Source organism: Streptomyces sp. NPDC036984, from assembly GCF_055607665.1.
In genome coordinates this window covers 94,605-111,551 of the sequence record NZ_JBVJRL010000021.1, presented here as the reverse complement: position 1 = coordinate 111,551, position 16,947 = coordinate 94,605, and the positions used below count along the sequence as shown (strand labels likewise).

Sequence of the window (16,947 nt, the reverse complement as noted above, 5' to 3'; positions counted from 1 at the left end):
ATGCCGGATTCCACCACGCATTCCACGACGCCCAGGATCGTGTTCGAGAACGTACGGAAGGAATTCACCGTCAAGGACCGGACGGGGACCGGGCAGGCCACCGCGTTCACCGCCCTCGACGGTATCGACCTGGAGATAGCGGACGGCGAGTTCGTCGTCCTGGTCGGTCCCAGCGGCTGCGGAAAATCGACGCTGCTGGATCTGCTCGGCGGCCTCACCCACCCCACTGGCGGGCGGATCCTGCTGGACGGCGAACCCGTCACCGGCCCCGGCCTGGACCGGGGCATCGTGTTCCAGCAGTACGCGCTGCTGCCGTGGCGCACGGCGCAGGGCAACGTCGAGTTCGGCCTGGAGGCCACCGGCGTCCCGCGGCGCCAACGAGCCGCACGAGCCCGGGAGTTCCTGGACCTGGTCGGTCTGACCGGGTTCGAGGACCGCCATCCGCACGAGCTGTCGGGCGGAATGCGGCAGCGGGTGGCGATCGCCCGCAGCCTCGCCTACGACCCCGACGTGCTCCTGATGGACGAGCCGTTCGCCGCGCTGGACGCCCAGACCCGCGAGTCGCTCCAGGACGAACTGCTGCGCATCTGGCAGCGCACCGGCAAGACCGTCGCCTTCATCACCCACGGCATCGACGAGGCCGTCTACCTGGGACAGCGCGTCGCCGTCATGACGTCCAGGCCCGGCCGGATCAAGCAGATCGTGCCGGTCGCCCTCGGCTCCCGTACGGCGACGGACGACCTCCGCTCCAGTCCTGAGTTCGCACGGCACCGCCACGAGATCTGGTCGCTGCTGCACGACGAGGTGGCCAGGGCCCAGCAGTTGGAGAAGGAGGAGGCCTCCGTATGAGCTCCACGACCGGCACGACCGCAGAGAAGACCGATGCGACCCACGCGACCACCACGACCGACACGGCGAACACGACAGAAACCGTCCAGGCACCTTCCCTCACCAAGTCCGCCGAGTCCGCCGCGTCCCCTGAGGCCGGCGCATCCACCGCGCCCACGCCCGGCGCCTCATCACCCCCGGACGCGCGCCGGGCTCCCTCCCTCACGGCCCGTGTCCGCCGGACGGCGCTGCGGACGGTCCGCCGGCTGCCGTACCTGCTGCTGAAGGGGGCGACCAAGTCCGTGGCCATCATGGCCCTGCTCCTGCTGTGGGAGATCGCGCCACGAGCCGGTCTGGTGGACCGGATCTTCCTGCCGCCGTTCAGCGAGGTTGCCGACGCCTGGTGGGGGCTCGCCACAGACGGCCAGCTCGCCGACAACGCCCGCGCCAGCTTGGCGCGTTCGTTCAGCGGATTCGGTATCGCCGTAGCCGTCGCCGTACCGCTCGGGCTGCTGATCGGCTGGTACCGGCCGGTCGCCGACCTCCTCGGACCGCTGCTGGAGCTGTTCCGCAACACCGCCGCCCTGGCCCTGCTGCCGGTGTTCGTCCTGCTGCTGGGCATCGGCGAGACCTCGAAGATCTCCATCGTGGTGTACGCGTGCACCTGGCCGATCCTGCTCAACACCATCAGCGCGGTCCGCCACGTCGATCCGACCCTGCTGAAGCTGGCGAAGTCGATGGACCTGTCCGCGCCCCGGCTGTTCCAGAGGGTCATCCTGCCGGCCTCGGTGCCGGTGATGTTCACCGGTATCCGGCTGGCCGGAGCGGTGTCGATCCTGGTGCTGGTCGCCGCCGAGATGATCGGTGCCAAGGCGGGCCTCGGCTATCTGATCAATGCCTCGCAGTACAACTTCGCGATCCCGCAGATGTACGCGGGCATCATCACGATCTCCGCCATCGGCGTGGTCTTCAACCAGTTCCTGGTGACCGTCGAGCGACGGCTCAGCTCCTGGCGCGTACCCGCGGGCGGCTGACCTGCCCGCCGTCGCCCCTCCCCTCTCCGCCCCCTCCCCTCTCCCTCTGTCACCCGCTCCTCTCGCTGCTCCCGATCCGAGGAACCCCATGGCCGCGCCCAGACCCCGTCAACTGCATCTCAACGCCTTCCTGATGAACGCGGGCCACCACGACGCCGCCTGGCGGCACCCGCGCACCCAGCCCGAACGCGTCACCGACCTGCGCTACTTCCAGCACCTCGCGCGCACCGCCGAGCGCGGTCTGCTCGACTCCGTCTTCCTCGCCGACGGACTCGCCCTGTGGGGGAAGGTCCGCCACAACGCCCTCGGCGGCTTCGAACCGCTCACCCTGCTGTCGGCCCTGGCGGCGGTCACCGAGCACGTGGGCCTGATCGCCACCGTCTCGACCACCTTCAACGAGCCCTTCCACACGGCCCGCAAGTTCGCCTCCCTGGACCACATCAGCGGCGGCCGGGCCGGCTGGAACATCGTCACCTCCGGCACCGTGAACGAGGCCCGCAACTTCGGGCAGGACGAGCACCTGGAGCACGCGCTGCGCTACGAGCGGGCGCGGGAGTTCGTCGAGGTCGCCACCAAGCTGTGGGACAGCTGGGAGGACGACGCGATCCTGCTCGACCGTGAGCGCGGCATCTACGCCGACACCGACAAGGTGCGGGAGATCAACCACCGCGGGGAGTACTTCGGGGTGCAGGGCCCGCTGAACGTACCGCGCACCCCGCAGGGCTACCCGCTGCTGGTGCAGGCCGGTTCGTCGGAGGACGGCAAGGAGTTCGCCGCCCAGTACGCCGAGGCCGTCTTCACCGCCCAGCAGACCCTCGCCGACGGCCAGGCCTTCTACAAGGACCTCAAGTCCCGGCTCGCCCGATACGGCCGTACCAGTGACCAGTTGCTGGTGCTTCCCGGCATCGCACCCGTCATCGGCTCGACGGAGGCGGAAGCTCGTTCCCTGGAGCAGGAGTTGACGGAGCTACAGGTCCCGGAGTACGGGCTGGCCCAGCTGTCCGGCATGCTCGGTACCGATCTGACCGGGCTGCCGCTGGACGGGCCGCTGCCCGAGCTGCCGGAGGAGCGGGACATCAACGGCAACAAGAGCCGCTTCACGCTCGTCGCCGAACTCGCCCGCCGTGACGGCCTCACCCTGCGTGAGCTCATCGCCCGCCTCGGCGCCGGACGCGGCCATCGCGTCTTCGCCGGCACTCCCGAGCAGACAGCCGACGAGATCGAGGAGTGGTTCACCGAGGGCGCCGCCGACGGCTTCAACATCATGCCGCCCCATCTGCCGGGCGGCCTGGAGGACTTCGTCGACCACGTGGTGCCGATCCTGCAGCGGCGCGGACTGTTCCGGACCGAGTACACCGGCCGCACCCTGCGAGAGAACTACGGCCTGGCCCGCCCCGCCAACCGGCTGACCACGACAGCCACAGGAGAGGAAGTGGCCGCATGACCGGTCTCGACCTCACCACGGACGTCCTGGTGGTCGGCGGCGGCCCCGCCGCCACCTGGGCCGCGCTCAAGGCGGCCCAGGACGGGGCGGACGTGGTCCTCGCCGACAAGGGCTACTGCGGCACCAGCGGCGCCACCGCCTCCGCCGGCACCGGCGTCTGGTACGTCCCCCCGGAGCCCGCCGCGCGCGAGGCGGCCATGGCGAGCAGGGAGGCCCTGGGCGGCTACCTGGCCGACCCGCGCTGGATGGCCCGGGTGCTGGACCAGACGTACGCCGGGGTCAACGAACTGGCCGCGGCAGGGCGCTATCCCTTCCCGACCGGAGCGGACGGAAAGCAGCTCAGAAACGGCCTCCAGGGGCCGGAGTACATGCGCAGGATGCGGATCCGCGTACAGCGGGCCGGGGCGCGCGTCCTCGACCACAGTCCGGTCACCGAACTGCTCATCGATCCCTCCGGGGCGGTCGCCGGGGCCCGGGGGCACCGGCGGCAGGCCGGTCAGCCGTACCGGGTGCGCGCCGGGGCGGTCGTGCTGGCCACGGGCGGCTGCGCGTTCCTCAGCGGCGCTCTGGGCTGCAACGTCAACACCGGCGACGGTGCGCTGTTCGCGGCGGAGGCGGGCGCGGAGCTGTCCGGGATGGAGTTCTCCAACGCGTACGGCATCGCGCCCGAGGGAACCTCCGTCACCAAGACCGCGTTCTACTCCTTCGCGACCTTCTACCACGAGGACGGCACGGTCCTGGAGGGCGCGGCCAGCCAGGGCGGCCGGTCCGTGATCGCGCGTGCGCTGCTCAGCGAGAAGGTGTATTGCCGCCTGGACCGGGCGGACGAGGCGGCCCGGCAGGCGATGCGGCTGGCCCAGCCGAACTTCTTCCTCACCTTCGACCGGCTCGGCATCGACCCCTTCACCCAGCGCTTCGCCGTCACCCTGCTCGCCGAGGGCACCGTGCGCGGCACCGGCGGCATCCGCATCACCGGCGACGACTGCTCCACCACCGTCCCCGGGCTGTACGCGGCCGGGGACGCGGCGACCCGTGAGCTGATCTGCGGCGGCTTCACCGGCGGCGGCAGCCACAACGCCGCCTGGGCCATCTCCTCCGGCACCTGGGCGGGCCGGGGCGCGGCCCGCCACGCCCGCTCGCTCGGCGTACGCGCCGCCACGAGGCGCCTGGTGGCCGCGGGCGGGGCCGGGCTCCGACCCACCGGGACCCCGGGACCCGCCGACGGCTTCCGCGAGGTCGTCACCGCGGTCCAGGGCGAAGTGCTGCCGTACGAAAAGAACTACCTGCGCCACGGCGACCGGCTCACCGCCTCACTGAAGGTCCTCGACACCGTGTGGGCGGAGTCCCGCGCCTCCCTGCACGCCGAGGGCGGGGAGACGATACGGGCGAGGCAAGCGGCGGCGATGGCGGCACACGCCCGCTGGATGTACGCGGCCGCGCTGGCCCGTACCGAGACCCGCGGCATGGCCAAACGGCTCGACTTCCCCGCGCAGGACCCCGGCCAGCACCACCGCATCACGACGGGCGGTCTGGACCGGGTGTGGACCCGTGTCGAGCCCCTGACGAACGCGCCGGCCACGTCAGCCGCACCCCTGGAGGTGGCTTCGTGATCGAACTGGTCTCGGCGGAGCGCTGCATCACCTGCGACAAGTGCATCAAGGTCTGCCCGACCGACGTCTTCGACCGAGGCGAGGACGGCATCCCCGTGCTCGCCCGCCGCGACGACTGCCAAACCTGCTTCCAGTGCGAGGCGAACTGCCCGGCCGACGCCCTGTTCGTCGCGCCCCTGACCCACCCGCTGCCCGACGACTCCACCGCCCGGGACGAGGACCACCTGGACCGTACGGGGCTGCTCGGCAGCTACCGCCGGCACATCGGCTGGGGACGGGGCCGCACACCCGGCGCGCTGCGGGCCGTCGGCCCTCCCCTCAGCCCGCCGGGGTCCCGGGGAAGCTCCCTGCCCATCACCTCCTGACGGCCTCCCGACTGATCACTCCTCGAAAGGACACCCCGCGCATGACCACCAGCACCGACTTCGACATCCGCAAGATCGGCGGCCGTATCGGCGCCGAAATCCTCGGCGTGGATCTTTCCACCGACCTCGACCCCGCCGTCGTCACTGAGATCAACTCCGCACTCCTGGAACACAAGGCGCTCGTCTTCCGCGACCAGGACCTGGACGACGCGGGCCAGCTCCGCTTCGCCTCCCTCTTCGGCGAGCTCACCACGGCGCACCCGACAGTCCCCTCGCTCGATGGCCAGCCGAACATCCTGCCGGTCGACGGTGACGAGGGAATCCGCGCCAACCAGTGGCACACGGACGTCACCTTCGTCCGGACACCCCCGAAGGCGTCCACGCTGCGCAGCATCGTGGTCCCGCCCTACGGCGGCAACACCCTCATCGCCAACTCGGCTGCCGCCTACCGAGACCTGCCCGAACCGCTGCGCGAGCTGGCGGACAAACTGTGGGCGGTGCACACGAATGCCTTCGACTATGCCGCCTACGCCGCCCCGAAGAGCGAGAAGGCGGCCGAACACCGCAGGCGATTCGCCTCCAGGAAGTACCGCACCGCCCACCCAGTCGTCCGCGTCCATCCCGAGACCGGGGAGCGCGGGCTGTTCATCGGCGGCTTCGCCCAGAGCATCCTGGGCCTCGGCCCGTCCGACTCCCGTGACCTGCTGCGTATCTTCCAGTCGTACATCACGCGTCCCGAGAACATCGTGCGCGTGGCCTGGACGCCCGGCGACCTCGTCCTGTTCGACAACCGCATCACCCAGCACTACGCCCCCGACGACTACGGCGACCTGCCGCGCCTGCTGCACCGGGTGACTGTCGCGGGCGACGTCCCGGCCGGTGTCGACGGCACTCTCAGCCACGTCATCGAGGGCGACGACGCCGCCCACTACACCCCGGCCGCAGCCTGAGCACCGCACCCGCCACGCGCGGCCGCCGGGCAGGGGCTCCACTCCCGCCCGGCGGCCCGCCGGTAGCGGACACCGGCCGAAGCCATACGGAATAATGGAGGCATGCGGATCTCAGCCAGAGCGGACTACGCGGTACGTGCCGCGCTGCAGCTCGCCGCGTCACGGGATGACGGGCCACTGAAAGCCGAGGCCATCGCCGACGCCCAGGACATCCCACACAAGTTCCTCGAAAGCATCCTGAACGACATGCGCCGGGGCGGTCTCGTGCTCAGCCAGCGCGGCGGCAACGGCGGCTACCGGCTGGCCAAACCCGCCGAGTCGATCAGCATCGCCGACGTCATCCGCGTCGTGGAGGGCCCCCTGGTCTCGGTACGCGGGGTCCGCCCGCCCGAGCTGTCCTACACCGGCCCCGCCGAGTCACTGCTCCCCCTGTGGATCGCCCTGCGGTCCAACGTGCGCGAGATCCTTGAGGGCGTCTCGCTCGCCGACGTCGCATCGGCCCAACTGCCCGCCGACGTAGCCGCGCTGACCGACGCCCCGAAAGCCTGGGTAAACCCCTGACACGCTGGGCCATCGACCAAGGCTTCCAAATAGCGAGATAGTTGCGTCCATCATATGAGCACCCCCTTGGGGTGGACGCTGTCTTCTGCCACGATCCCTATCAGCCAGGTAGGAAAACTAGGGATCTGTGGGGGCGGCCATGAGAACGCGCGACCGCGCAGACCTGTCGCTCCCCCTGCTGACCTCGCGCCGCCACATCGACCTCGGCCGCATGTCCAGCGCCATCTGTCGGCCCGCCTGAGGCCGTCGGCAGAACATCCTTCGGTCGGCAGCGCCACGCGCCTTCCCATCCCGCACACCTCCGCTCCCGGACTCGCGACGGCATTCCTGCCGCCGAGGGCCGGCGAATGGAGCGCAGGCGCATGCCCATGAGCTTTGCGCCTCGCGCTATCGACATCTCCCTGATCAACCCATTCCCCGAGAGGACACCTCCGTGTCTGCCGCAAGACCGCTCACCGCCCTGCGCACCATCGCCGTCGTAGCAGCGCTCCCCCTCCTGCTCACCGCCTGCGGCTACGGATCCGACGCCACCGACGACAAGCAGACCGAGGTCGCGGCGGACGCCAAAAAGCTCTCCGCCGACGAGGTGAAGATCGGCTACTTCCCGAACCTGACGCACGCCACCGCTCTGGTGGGCGTCCAGGAGGGCCTGTTCCAGAAGGAGCTGGGCGGTACCACGATCAAGACCTCGACGTTCAACGCCGGTCCCTCCGAGATCGAGGCGCTGAACGCCGGGTCCATCGACATCGGCTGGATCGGCCCCTCCCCCGCCATCAACGGCTACACCAAGTCGGGCGGCAAGAACCTGCGCATCATCAGCGGTTCCGCCTCCGGTGGCGTGAAGCTCGTCGTCAACCCTGACAAGATCAAGTCCCTGGACGACATCAAGGGCAAGAAGATCGCCACGCCGCAGCTCGGCAACACCCAGGACGTCGCGTTCCTCAACTGGATCGCGGAGAAGGGCTGGAAGGTCGACGCGGAGAGCGGCAGGGGCGATGTCTCCGTCGTCCGCACGGACAACAAGATCACCCCGGATGCCTACAAGTCCGGTTCCATCGACGGCGCCTGGGTGCCGGAGCCGACCGCGTCCAAGCTGGTCGCCGAGGGCGCGAAGGTGCTCCTCGACGAGGCCGACCTGTGGCCCGGCAAGAAGTTCGTGATCACGAACATCATCGTCCGGCAGGCGTTCCTGAAGGAGCACCCGGATGTCGTGGAGGCCGTGCTGCGCGGCTCGGTGAAGACCAACGAGTGGATCGACGCCAACCCGGAGAAGGCGAAGGCTTCCGCCAACGAGGCGCTGAAGGCTGAGTCGGGCAAGGCCCTGCCCTCCGAGGTCATCGACCCGGCCTGGAAGTCGATCACCTTCCTCGACGACCCGCTGGCCGCCACCCTCGACACCGAGGCGGAGCACGCGGTGAAGGCCGGTCTGCTGGAGCAGCCCGACCTGAAGGGCATCTACGACCTCGCGCCGCTGAACAAGGTCCTCAAGGCCGAGGGCAAGGACGAGGTCGACGACGCGGGTCTCGGCGCCGAGTAGCCGAACAGCTGACAAGCGACAACCGCCCCGATGAGTACCCAGGAAGTGACGACCAAGGCCACCACGGTCGCCAAGGTTGCCGAGGACGCCACGGCGGTGACGCACGCCGCCCGTATCGAGCACGTCTCGAAGTCCTTCCCCGCGCCGGGCACGCCCGACAGGCAGCAGCTCGTGCTGGACGACATCACGCTCGATGTCGCACCGGGCGAGTTCGTCACTCTCCTGGGTGCCTCCGGCTGCGGCAGGTCCACCCTGCTCAACCTGGTCGCGGGACTGGACCTGCCGTCCCCCGGCTCCATCGGCACGGACGGCCGGCCCGCCCACATGGGCATAGCGCACCGGCGGCGCACCCCCTGTCGCGGCGGTTCCTGCGCACCGCGGAGCAGCGCGTTCTGCTCCACCGCACAGACAGCCGCTTCCTCTTCCCGCGCCACCCCAGCTCCAACTCCATCTGAATACCCCCGCCGGGGAGCTCCTGCCGAGGGGTGACGGGCGGAGACGCTCGGGCCTGTCCGGCAAAGGAGCACGAGGGGGCAGACGGAGCCAGAGAATGAGCGAGGCGAGGTGAAGCCCTGCGAAGTATCGGACGGCCAGTGCGGCGAAGCGGTGACGACGGACCGGAAGTGCTTGAGCCTTTTGGGCGTCGCCCGATCACTGTCGACGGTCACGCGTTTCCGCTCTGCGGGGGATCTGTGGCTGCCCAGCGGGCCGGTGGACGGTGGTGCGGGCCCGCTGGATCCGCGCGGCGGCCGGGCGCAACCGAGGCAGGTCAGCCCAGCAGCTCAGCGCTTCCGGCCGGTTCGCGTACACCTCCTGCCGCACTCGCTGCCCGGGTGTTGAATCGGCGCTTCGCGCTGCTCCAAGATCAGAGTTCAGTCGTCCATATCCCGACAGGGTGGTCACTCGGAGGCAGCCACAGCTGAGGCTGTGACTCGCGATGCCTTACGCCAGCCTGCTCATCCCAGTGGAAACGGCCCTCGGCATCGGGCCACGCGACTTGCAGCACGGGGAGAGGTGGCCGCCGGTAGAACCCGATCGCCTGCCCGAAGTAGGTCCGATACCAGCCGCGATCAACCTGCCTGAGCGCGACCCGATGCCCGACGACAACATCAGGATGGACCTCGAACGACGTTGTCACCCTCCGCAACGACCCCCAAGATCTGTGCCAGAACCGACTTTTGATGTCACTCCAGTGCTGTGTGACGTCTGGCGGGCCGCGGTGTGGGAGTCCTGTGGCACTGCCAGATCGTGGGCGAAGGACTGTTTTCCGCGGTTCCCGCCCGCGCTGACTCGGGTGCGGATACCGGCCTTCGCTCGGAACCGGCATCGTGAAATCATCAGGCGATGACCGAACCGAGCAGCGGCGACGGCCGCGCCTTCCGCATAACCGGGGACGAGTGGGGCCGCAATACCCGCTAGTCCTACGAATCCTGCTCCAACACCGAGGGTTGGGCTGATTGAACGGCATGGCCTACGGGCGGTGACGAACTCCAGCGCCGGTGATCGTCCTCACAGAATGTGTGCCAGAACCCGTAACTCACCAACAAAGCCAAGCAGCTCGAGCACCTGACCACAGTCCCGTTCAAGCAGACGGCTCGTCCAAGCGCCGCCGCATACGAACGACCACGAATCTGAACCTTGCGCAGCGCAGATGACACGACCTGATCACCCAACCAGCTAACTGACAAAGCCGCAGTCCAGACCCCTGCTCCAGCAAGCGCCCACGAGCACTGCAACCACTGGCACTCCCACACCCACCGCCGCACCACAAACTGATCAGTGCAGGCCAGACCACCAACTACTGATCAGAAAAACCGCTCCTGGACACCGCGCTACGAGGGCTCGGCATGCAATGGGCCTGACCCCAGCAGCGGCGGGTCGGAGGTCTGCTGAGCTTGACCGGCGCGCGGTGCTCGGCCTGGCCACCTGCCACCGCAGCACCAACCCTGAGTCACACCGCCCGCCGCTACCCATTCCAGCCACTGCCCGGACCGGGGGGGCGGCGGCTTTCCGCCGTCGTACGGCAGCCACCCGTCGTGCCGACCGCACTCTCCTAGGGGTGTCCGTCATGCACTCGATGATCAAGAAGGCGGTCCTCGTCCCTGCGCTCCTCGCCACTCTCGCGACGACCGCGGCGGCCTGCGACAGCGCGGGGGACACGGCCGGCAAGCCCGGTGCCACGGCCACCTCGCCTCCATCGGCGAGCCGGGGCCTCGGGAACATCGTCGTCGGCGGACGAGCGGTCACCGGATCCCGCCCGTCGGGCAACGCCAAGGTCCCCTACCGCCGCACCTACGCAGACGGCGCCCTCTACGCCCCGGTCACCGGCTACCGGTCCATGGCTTACGGCTCGGCGGGCCTCGAAGCCGTCTACGACGACGTCCTGACCGCCGGGGTGAGATCCGGCGGCGCGTCCGGCGACATCGTGACGACCATCGACCCCGGCGCGCAGAAAGCTGCCTTCGACGCGCTCGGCAAGCGGCGGGGAGCGGCCGTCGCCCTCGACGCGTGGACCGGGAAGCTGCTCGCCCTGGTGAGCACACCGTCGTACGACCCGGGGACGTTCAGCGGCAACACGTTCGAGGACGAGAAGGCGTGGAAGGCCCTGAACGGGGACGCCGGCCGCCCGATGCTCAACCGGGCCCTGCGGCTGTCTCCCGCCGCCGGCACGGCATTCCACCTCGTGGTCGCCGCGGCCGCGCTGGAGCACGGGCTGTACCCGAGCCTGGACGTCGCCACCCGCACACCCCTGGCCTTCGTCCTGCCCGGCACCACCGAAGCCGTGGCCGGCGGCTCAGCGCAGTGCGCGAACGCGTCCCTGCGCACCGCCCTGCGCTTGTCCTGCGCCAACGTCTTCGCCAAGCTCGCCGCCGACCTCGGCCAGTCCGCGCTGCGCTCCACGGCGGAGAAACTCGGCTTCAACGAGGCGGTCACCACCCCCGTCCGTGCCGCCGAGAGCGTCTATCCCGGCGACGCGCTCACGGGCGCGAACCTCGCCCGGCCGGGCAACGGAGGCGGGGACGTCACCGTCACCCCGCTGGAACTGGCGAGGATCGCGGCGGCGACGGCCGACGGTGGCCGGCTGGTCACCCCGCGCCTGGTGGAGGGGGTCCGGTGGCCGGACGGCGGCACCGAGGACCCAGCACCCTCCACCCAGGGGACCCGCCAGGCCCTCTCTGGCCGCACAGCAGACCAGCTGCGCTCCACCCTCACCGACGGCCTGAGCGGAAACAACGGCTCCGGGGCCTGGTTCACCACCTGCACACAGCGAAAAGGCCGGCCCGTCAGCGTGACGGTCTACGTCGAGGACGAGCCCTCCGCCGGGGACAGCGGCCGGGAAGCGGCACGCATCGCCGAGCAGACCCTCGCCGCCCTGTCCTGAACCCGGCAGCCGGGTTCTCCTTGCTCCTCAACGCCGACCAGGCCCGCGCCCTCCGGGAACTACGCCGTGGGTAACCCGCACGCAAGCGAGGGGTCACGCCGAAGCTCGCCCGACGTGGGCAAGACCCGCTGGGTCGTAGCGCGCGCCTTCGCCTGGCTCCACCAGGTCAAGCGCCTGCGCATCGCTCGCGGGACACGCGCCGACCCCGGCGTCCGCGATCCCGTGTCTCATGGTCCGTACGCTCGTGGCTGGCTGTTGCATATGCCCGGATCGGAATCCCGCGCACTCGACTGGTGTCTCTTTACAGCTCATTTCATTTGGGGAGTCTGCGGTAGCAGATCAGAGCGGCTGCGAGCGCGGTGAAGGCGAGGAAGTGGTCGGGTTTGCGCTCGTAGCGACGGTGCAGGCGTCGGCAGCCGGTGAGCCAGGCGATGGTGCGTTCGACGACCCAGCGGTGTCGGCCCAGGTGTGTGGAGTTCTCGATGCCGCGTCGGGCGATGCGAGGGATGATGCCGCGCGTGCGTAACCATCGTCGCAGGTGGGGGTAGTCGTAGCCCTTGTCCGCGTGCAGCTTGGCCGGGCGTCGGCGTCGTGGCCCGCGGCGTGAGCGGATCGGCGGGATGCCCTGCACGAGGGCCTGCAGGGCTTGGCTGTCGTGGGTGTTGGCTGCGGATATTCCAAGCGAGATGGGCAGGCCGCGGCGATCGACGATGAGGTGGATTTTCGATCCGCTCTTGCCACGGTCGGTCGGATTCGGTCCGGTCAGAGGCCCCCTTTGACCGCCCGGACGCTCACGGAGTCGATGGCGCACCGCGACCAGTCCAGCTCACCCCGGCTGCCGAGTTCGTCGAGGATCAAGCGGTGCAGCTTGGCCCACGCACGAGCCTGCGACCACTCGGTGAAGCGGCGGAAAGCGGTGACGCCCGATAGGCCGAAGCCGGGCGGAAGCTGGTTCCACGTGCAGCCTGACGTGGCAACGAACACGATCGCCGCCAGTACCTCTCGGTCCCCGTGCCGTCTGCGACCGCCGCCCTGCGGCCGCACCGGAGCCGGCGGCACCACCCGCTGAAACAGCTCCCACAACCCGTCCGGCACCATCCGCTCGACCAACTCGCTCGCCACGCGAACAGCATGCCGCAAGATCACACCAAACGAAATGAGCTGTTAAAGGGTGTTGCAGAAGGCTCGGTGCCGGCGTCGCAGGGTGATGGCTGCCCTGCGGTTTCACCCTGCCATGGCGAGGTTGTGCATGGTGGCGACGGCCTGGACGGCGTGATGGAGGCCGTCGCCCCTTTGGCGGCAGTCGCGGAGGATCTTCCAGTTCTTCATCCGGGCAAAGGTGCGCTCGACGCGGGGCACGCACGCGCCGGTGTTCAGCGATGTCCTCCTCCTGACCCGGCAGGAGGGGGCGTCCGGCTCTTCTGCGGTGCGGGACGATGAGCCCGGTGCCCAGGTAGGCGCCGTCCGCGATCACCGTCGTGCCTGCCGTGAGGGCGGGCAGGTTGGACTCCCGCCAGACATGCGCATCCGCCTTGTTACCGGGTGCCGGTCGGGCGGATGCCACTACCAGGCGGGTGTCGGCATCGATGATGACCTGCACGTTCGCGGAGAACCGGTAGTTGCGCGAGGAGGCGCCAACCGTTCGGTCACAGACCGGGACCAGGGTGCCGTCCACGATCCATAACCGTTCCACGCCCGCCACCGGCCTGGACGCCGGCTCCAGCGGCAAGCAACGGTCGCAGACGCTGGATGACGCGGCAGACGGTGGCCGGTGAACAGCCGAAGAGCGGTGCGAGCTGCCGCATGGTGAGGTTCGTGCGGTAATACACGGCCACCAGCAGCACCCGCTCGGCCAGCGGAAGGCACCACGGGACGACCACCACCGGGGCCATTGCCGCCCCGCTCCCGCACCACCCGAAGCAGCTTCTCGAACCGCCCCATCCGCAACCCGGTGAACGTCTCCACCCACACCGGCTCAGCCCTCAACACCCCACCCATACAGGCAAAATGCCCGCCGTCAAGCCTTCTGCAACACCCTTTACGAGCTGGTGCACGGTAGGGGTGAGACGTCGAGGACCTCAGCAGGACTTGGTGATCACACCTGCTGTGCCGGGATCAGGTCCGCGGTCTGCTGATGGGACAGCAGACCAGCGACGGCTTGCACGGTGTCGCTGATGTGCTCGCGGCGGCCGAGAAGGCGGGCCAGCGCCCGCCAGTTCTTCAGGTGCGCAATGCCGTGCTCCACGCGGATGCGCCGCGAGGAGTGCGCTTTGCGCTGGCGCTCGTGCACCTCCTCGTACCAGTGCGGAGCGTTCTTCTTGAACTTGCGGTGCGGCGGTGTCACCACGCGCCCGCCGGTCTGGGCTCCCAGGCCCTGGTAGCCGGCATCCGCGAGGATCTCGGCTGCCGGGCCGCCCTCCAAGAGCCTGACCAGCCCTAACTGGCAGGCATGGGTGATGTACTTGTCCCGGTCCTTGCGTCCGGCAGCCGGCCGGCGGACTCGGATCTCGGTGCCGTCGATGATGCCGGTCTTCCCGCTGGCGCCGATATGGTCGATGACCTCGGCTAGGGTCCGCAGCCGCACTCCGGTGCTGATGGTGCAGCCTCGCTCGGCGAGCAGGGGTCGCACCTCGCCGATGGCCCGGGTGATGGTGGAGCGGTCGACGCCGAACCAGCAGGCCAGCACGTCATGCGTGGCGGCGTGACGGAGATGCACGAGCGTGGCCAGGAGACGGTCGACGAACACCAGCTGGTGCTTCGCGCCAGCGCCCACCGCCCGCTTCCGTGGCCGGGACGAGAGCTTGGCCTGGTGCCGCTCGTGCCACAACGGACCTACCTCAGCAACAAGTTCAGCAATCACAGCAGCCGACAAGCCCGTGATCCTCCGGTTGCTGATAATCGATGCACGAGACGCGTTCCCCACCACATGACCATGATCGACGATCAGGAGCTCGACGTCTCACCGCTTACCGTGCACCAGCTCGTAAAGCGTGTTGCAGAACGGTCTGAGAGATCTCGTAGCTCCTCGCACACGAGATCAACTAGCTTCGCCAGTCACCAGGAAACCGGACAAAGGGAATCTTGTGGCAGGCATGATCATGGCGGGAAACCAACGTTGATCCCGTTCTGCAACACGCTTTAGCTAAGCCAGGGCGGCCTCTCTGCCGGACTTGTGGCAACTGAGCAAACGTACGGGCCCGAGCTACGACAACCCGCAGCTCGGGCCCCTCTCAGCTCGGATACGGCACGTTATCCGAGCCGAGACGTGTCAGCGTCCATCTCGTCCGCCCGCGCGGCGGCCAGCTCGGCCAGGACCTCCGGCAGTGCCGGGTCGTCGATCGCGGCGACGGGGAAGACGGGCGGCTTCGCGCCTCGGCGGGCAGGTCCGGTCGGCGCGGGTTCGCCGGTGAGCATCCATCCCCACGTCGTCAGCGAGATCCGGTAGATCCGCGCGGAGGACTACGCGATGCCCGCGCCAGTGAGGTAGCGCTCGACCGCCGCGGTGTACGACGCGGGCGGGGCGGACAGAGGTACGACCCGAGCGCGCGGCAAGCGAAGTGCGCCCCCGCTCCCGAGCTCGGTCACTGGTTCGATCGTCACGCCGCCCCGCCCTTCCGGTACTGCCGCAGTAAATGCGTACACCTCGTCCCGGCGGCCGGATTGGCCCGCCGCAGGTCGCGATGATCAGTAGGTTCCGTCGCAGCAAATCCGGCATTTACTGCGACATCTCTCACCGCAGCCCTGAGCATGACGCAGTGCTATACGCCACCTGGCCGTAGCTATACGAGAACAGGACCAGAACGGAAGGCGCCTGCCGGTACTCGGCAACGGCGGGACGGGGCCGCAACCTGCGCCCGTAGCCAGCGCTATTGTCCCGCGCCTCGGACGAGCAGCACACGGCGTCTTACCTATCGGCACCGAGCCGCTGCCCGAAGCCATGCCACCTCCGCGCGGTAGATGGCATCCGACTGGCCGGGCGCCGGAACCAGCTACGCGCTCTGGGTCAGTAGACCGGCGTCGATGACCTCAGCGATAAGGGTGGCGCCGCGGCTGTTCTGGTGGATGTGGTCGGTCGTGAGCACGAGACCTCGCCGCCGCGAGATCGTGTCGAGGCTGCGGCGCAGCACTGCGTGCTGGACGAGGACGCCGACGACCCCTGCGGGCGTCACCTCCCGGTATGAAATCGGCGGCGGGTCCGCTTGGCGCAGTTCCTCGATCTGGCGTTCGTGGAGCGGAAGGTAGGCCACCTCGTTGGTGGCGGCGACCTCGGCGATCATCCGGCTGTACGCCTGCGATGCCTGTGCCGCTGCTCCGTCGAGTTGTTGGCCGAGTACCGGTAGCGACAGCAGACCGATCGTCGCGTCGGTCTCCGCTCGCAGTCGTGCGACGACGGCTCCCAGGCACTGTTGGAACCAGCCGGCCGACGGGCGATCGGGGAGCTGTTTGCGCTTCATGGCCTGCTCGACGGGGTAGCCGGCAAGGCTCGCTCGGGCGTCGTTGGTCCCGATCAACACGGTGATCACATCGGGTGGGTTCGTGACCACAGCATCGAGGCGCTGCAAGAGGTTGTAGGCGAAGTCGCCGTTGGCGCCGAAACGGGCAAGCTGCATGTCACCGGGAGGGTGGCGTCGTCCGAGAAGATCCAGGTAGTCGACGCTGAACTGCGCGCGGGTGAGGCTGTCGCCGAGGCACGCGATGCGTGTCGTCACGGCGCTTCCTCCGGGCTGGGCGTGCCGACGCGTTCGGTCGGGCGGGTGTCGGTCCGAGGACGGTGGTCGGTGCCGAGGGTCGCAGTGATGGCCAGGATGGACGTCGGCCCCTCCATGTCGACCACGTGCCATACCCCGGCCGGGTTGATGGTGGCCTCGCCCGGCCCGAGCAGAACGCGGTCGGGCACCCCGTCCACGTCGCGGGTGACCGTCACGGACCCGCTGAGGCAAACGACCAGTTCGTCGCCTGCAGGGTGGCTCTCCCAATGGTCGCCGAGCCCGTCGCCGTCGAAGATCATCACCATCCGGCCCTCGGCGCCGTCTGCCGCGACCGCGGCGCTGTAGGCCTGGAGCACCTCCGGGTCCCAGGTGAAGCCCTCGACGGGTTTCGCTCTCGATCCCAGTCCGAGGTGCACGGGGGTGGTCCGCAGGTCCATGGCATTGCGTTCGTGGTTCACGAGTCTCATGCCGACGATCGTCCACGACAGCGATCGGGCGGTCTTGAAGAAAAGGGAAGAGAAGCCGAC

16 protein-coding genes and 3 pseudogenes are annotated in these 16,947 nt (G+C 69.2%); 12 read left to right on the top strand and 7 right to left on the bottom strand.

The window, feature by feature from the left end; translation table 11 throughout:
* The 10 genes and pseudogenes from ACZ7DL_RS30590 to ACZ7DL_RS30545 all read left to right on the top strand — a co-directional run.
* Entirely contained in the window at positions 1-849 is an 849-nt protein-coding gene (locus tag ACZ7DL_RS30590) for an ABC transporter ATP-binding protein (protein WP_470779036.1), read from the top strand.
* Positions 846-1,862: an ABC transporter permease gene (locus tag ACZ7DL_RS30585; RefSeq protein WP_470779034.1), complete on the top strand. Its 1,017-nt coding sequence runs from the start codon at positions 846-848 to the stop codon at positions 1,860-1,862. Before ACZ7DL_RS30590 ends, ACZ7DL_RS30585 begins: the two co-directional genes overlap by 4 nt.
* 88 nt (positions 1,863-1,950) lie before the next feature.
* A complete protein-coding gene (locus ACZ7DL_RS30580; protein ID WP_470779033.1) occupies positions 1,951-3,306 on the top strand; it encodes an LLM class flavin-dependent oxidoreductase in 1,356 nt (451 codons plus the stop codon).
* Positions 3,303-4,916: an FAD-dependent oxidoreductase gene (locus ACZ7DL_RS30575; RefSeq protein ID WP_470779031.1), complete on the top strand. Its 1,614-nt coding sequence runs from the start codon at positions 3,303-3,305 to the stop codon at positions 4,914-4,916. Before ACZ7DL_RS30580 ends, ACZ7DL_RS30575 begins: the two co-directional genes overlap by 4 nt.
* The gene (locus ACZ7DL_RS30570; RefSeq protein WP_470779029.1) at positions 4,913-5,281 is read left to right on the top strand and encodes a 4Fe-4S dicluster domain-containing protein; all 369 of its coding nucleotides are present in this window, start codon (positions 4,913-4,915) and stop codon (positions 5,279-5,281) included. The genes ACZ7DL_RS30575 and ACZ7DL_RS30570 overlap by 4 nt, the downstream gene beginning before the upstream one ends.
* A 41-nt stretch (positions 5,282-5,322) precedes the next feature.
* Positions 5,323-6,231 carry a TauD/TfdA dioxygenase family protein gene (locus ACZ7DL_RS30565; protein WP_470779027.1) on the top strand — a complete coding sequence of 303 codons (909 nt, stop codon included), beginning with the start codon at positions 5,323-5,325 and terminating at the stop codon, positions 6,229-6,231.
* Between the two features lie 102 nt (positions 6,232-6,333).
* Positions 6,334-6,792 (top strand): RrF2 family transcriptional regulator, encoded by a 459-nt coding sequence (locus tag ACZ7DL_RS30560; protein WP_470779025.1) that lies wholly within the window; start codon positions 6,334-6,336, stop codon positions 6,790-6,792.
* Positions 6,793-6,931: 139 nt separating this feature from the next.
* Entirely contained in the window at positions 6,932-7,033 is a 102-nt protein-coding gene (locus ACZ7DL_RS30555; RefSeq protein WP_470779024.1) for a putative leader peptide, read from the top strand.
* A 192-nt stretch (positions 7,034-7,225) separates the two neighbouring features.
* Positions 7,226-8,329 (top strand): aliphatic sulfonate ABC transporter substrate-binding protein, encoded by a 1,104-nt coding sequence (locus ACZ7DL_RS30550; RefSeq protein WP_470779022.1) that lies wholly within the window; start codon positions 7,226-7,228, stop codon positions 8,327-8,329.
* 30 nt (positions 8,330-8,359) lie between these two features.
* Positions 8,360-8,668 (top strand): annotated as a pseudogene (locus tag ACZ7DL_RS30545) (ATP-binding cassette domain-containing protein); the annotation flags it as partial.
* A 526-nt stretch (positions 8,669-9,194) separates the two neighbouring features.
* Here the strand turns inward: ACZ7DL_RS30545 and ACZ7DL_RS30540 are convergent.
* The gene (locus ACZ7DL_RS30540; protein ID WP_470779020.1) at positions 9,195-9,656 is read right to left on the bottom strand and encodes a DUF4262 domain-containing protein; all 462 of its coding nucleotides are present in this window, start codon (positions 9,654-9,656) and stop codon (positions 9,195-9,197) included.
* A 741-nt stretch (positions 9,657-10,397) separates the two neighbouring features.
* On the opposite strand from ACZ7DL_RS30540, the gene ACZ7DL_RS30535 reads away from it, so the two are divergent.
* Positions 10,398-11,711 carry a penicillin-binding transpeptidase domain-containing protein gene (locus ACZ7DL_RS30535; RefSeq protein WP_470779018.1) on the top strand — a complete coding sequence of 438 codons (1,314 nt, stop codon included), beginning with the start codon at positions 10,398-10,400 and terminating at the stop codon, positions 11,709-11,711.
* A gap of 80 nt (positions 11,712-11,791) precedes the next feature.
* Positions 11,792-11,915 (top strand): annotated as a pseudogene (locus ACZ7DL_RS30530) (IS5/IS1182 family transposase); the annotation flags it as partial.
* A 109-nt stretch (positions 11,916-12,024) separates the two neighbouring features.
* Here ACZ7DL_RS30530 and ACZ7DL_RS30525 read toward each other — a convergent pair.
* The 6 genes and pseudogenes from ACZ7DL_RS30525 to ACZ7DL_RS30500 form a co-directional block, all read right to left on the bottom strand.
* Positions 12,025-12,809, bottom strand: a protein-coding gene (locus tag ACZ7DL_RS30525) for an IS5 family transposase (RefSeq protein WP_470779073.1) whose coding sequence is annotated in 2 segments (ribosomal slippage) — positions 12,025-12,491 and positions 12,491-12,809 — 786 coding nt in all. Because the reading frame shifts where the segments join, the coding sequence is not laid out codon by codon here.
* Between the two features lie 126 nt (positions 12,810-12,935).
* Positions 12,936-13,709, bottom strand: a pseudogene (locus ACZ7DL_RS30520) (transposase).
* Between the two features lie 97 nt (positions 13,710-13,806).
* Complete coding sequence (locus ACZ7DL_RS30515) at positions 13,807-14,484, bottom strand: transposase (RefSeq protein WP_470779016.1); 678 nt, start codon at positions 14,482-14,484, stop codon at positions 13,807-13,809.
* Between the two features lie 476 nt (positions 14,485-14,960).
* Entirely contained in the window at positions 14,961-15,125 is a 165-nt protein-coding gene (locus ACZ7DL_RS30510; protein ID WP_470779015.1) for a hypothetical protein, read from the bottom strand.
* Between the two features lie 575 nt (positions 15,126-15,700).
* Complete coding sequence (locus ACZ7DL_RS30505) at positions 15,701-16,420, bottom strand: SGNH/GDSL hydrolase family protein (RefSeq protein ID WP_470779013.1); 720 nt, start codon at positions 16,418-16,420, stop codon at positions 15,701-15,703.
* Positions 16,417-16,887, bottom strand: a complete 471-nt coding sequence (locus ACZ7DL_RS30500; RefSeq protein ID WP_351267672.1) for a cupin domain-containing protein — start codon at positions 16,885-16,887, stop codon at positions 16,417-16,419. Before ACZ7DL_RS30500 ends, ACZ7DL_RS30505 begins: the two co-directional genes overlap by 4 nt.
* Positions 16,888-16,947 lie beyond the last annotated feature (60 nt).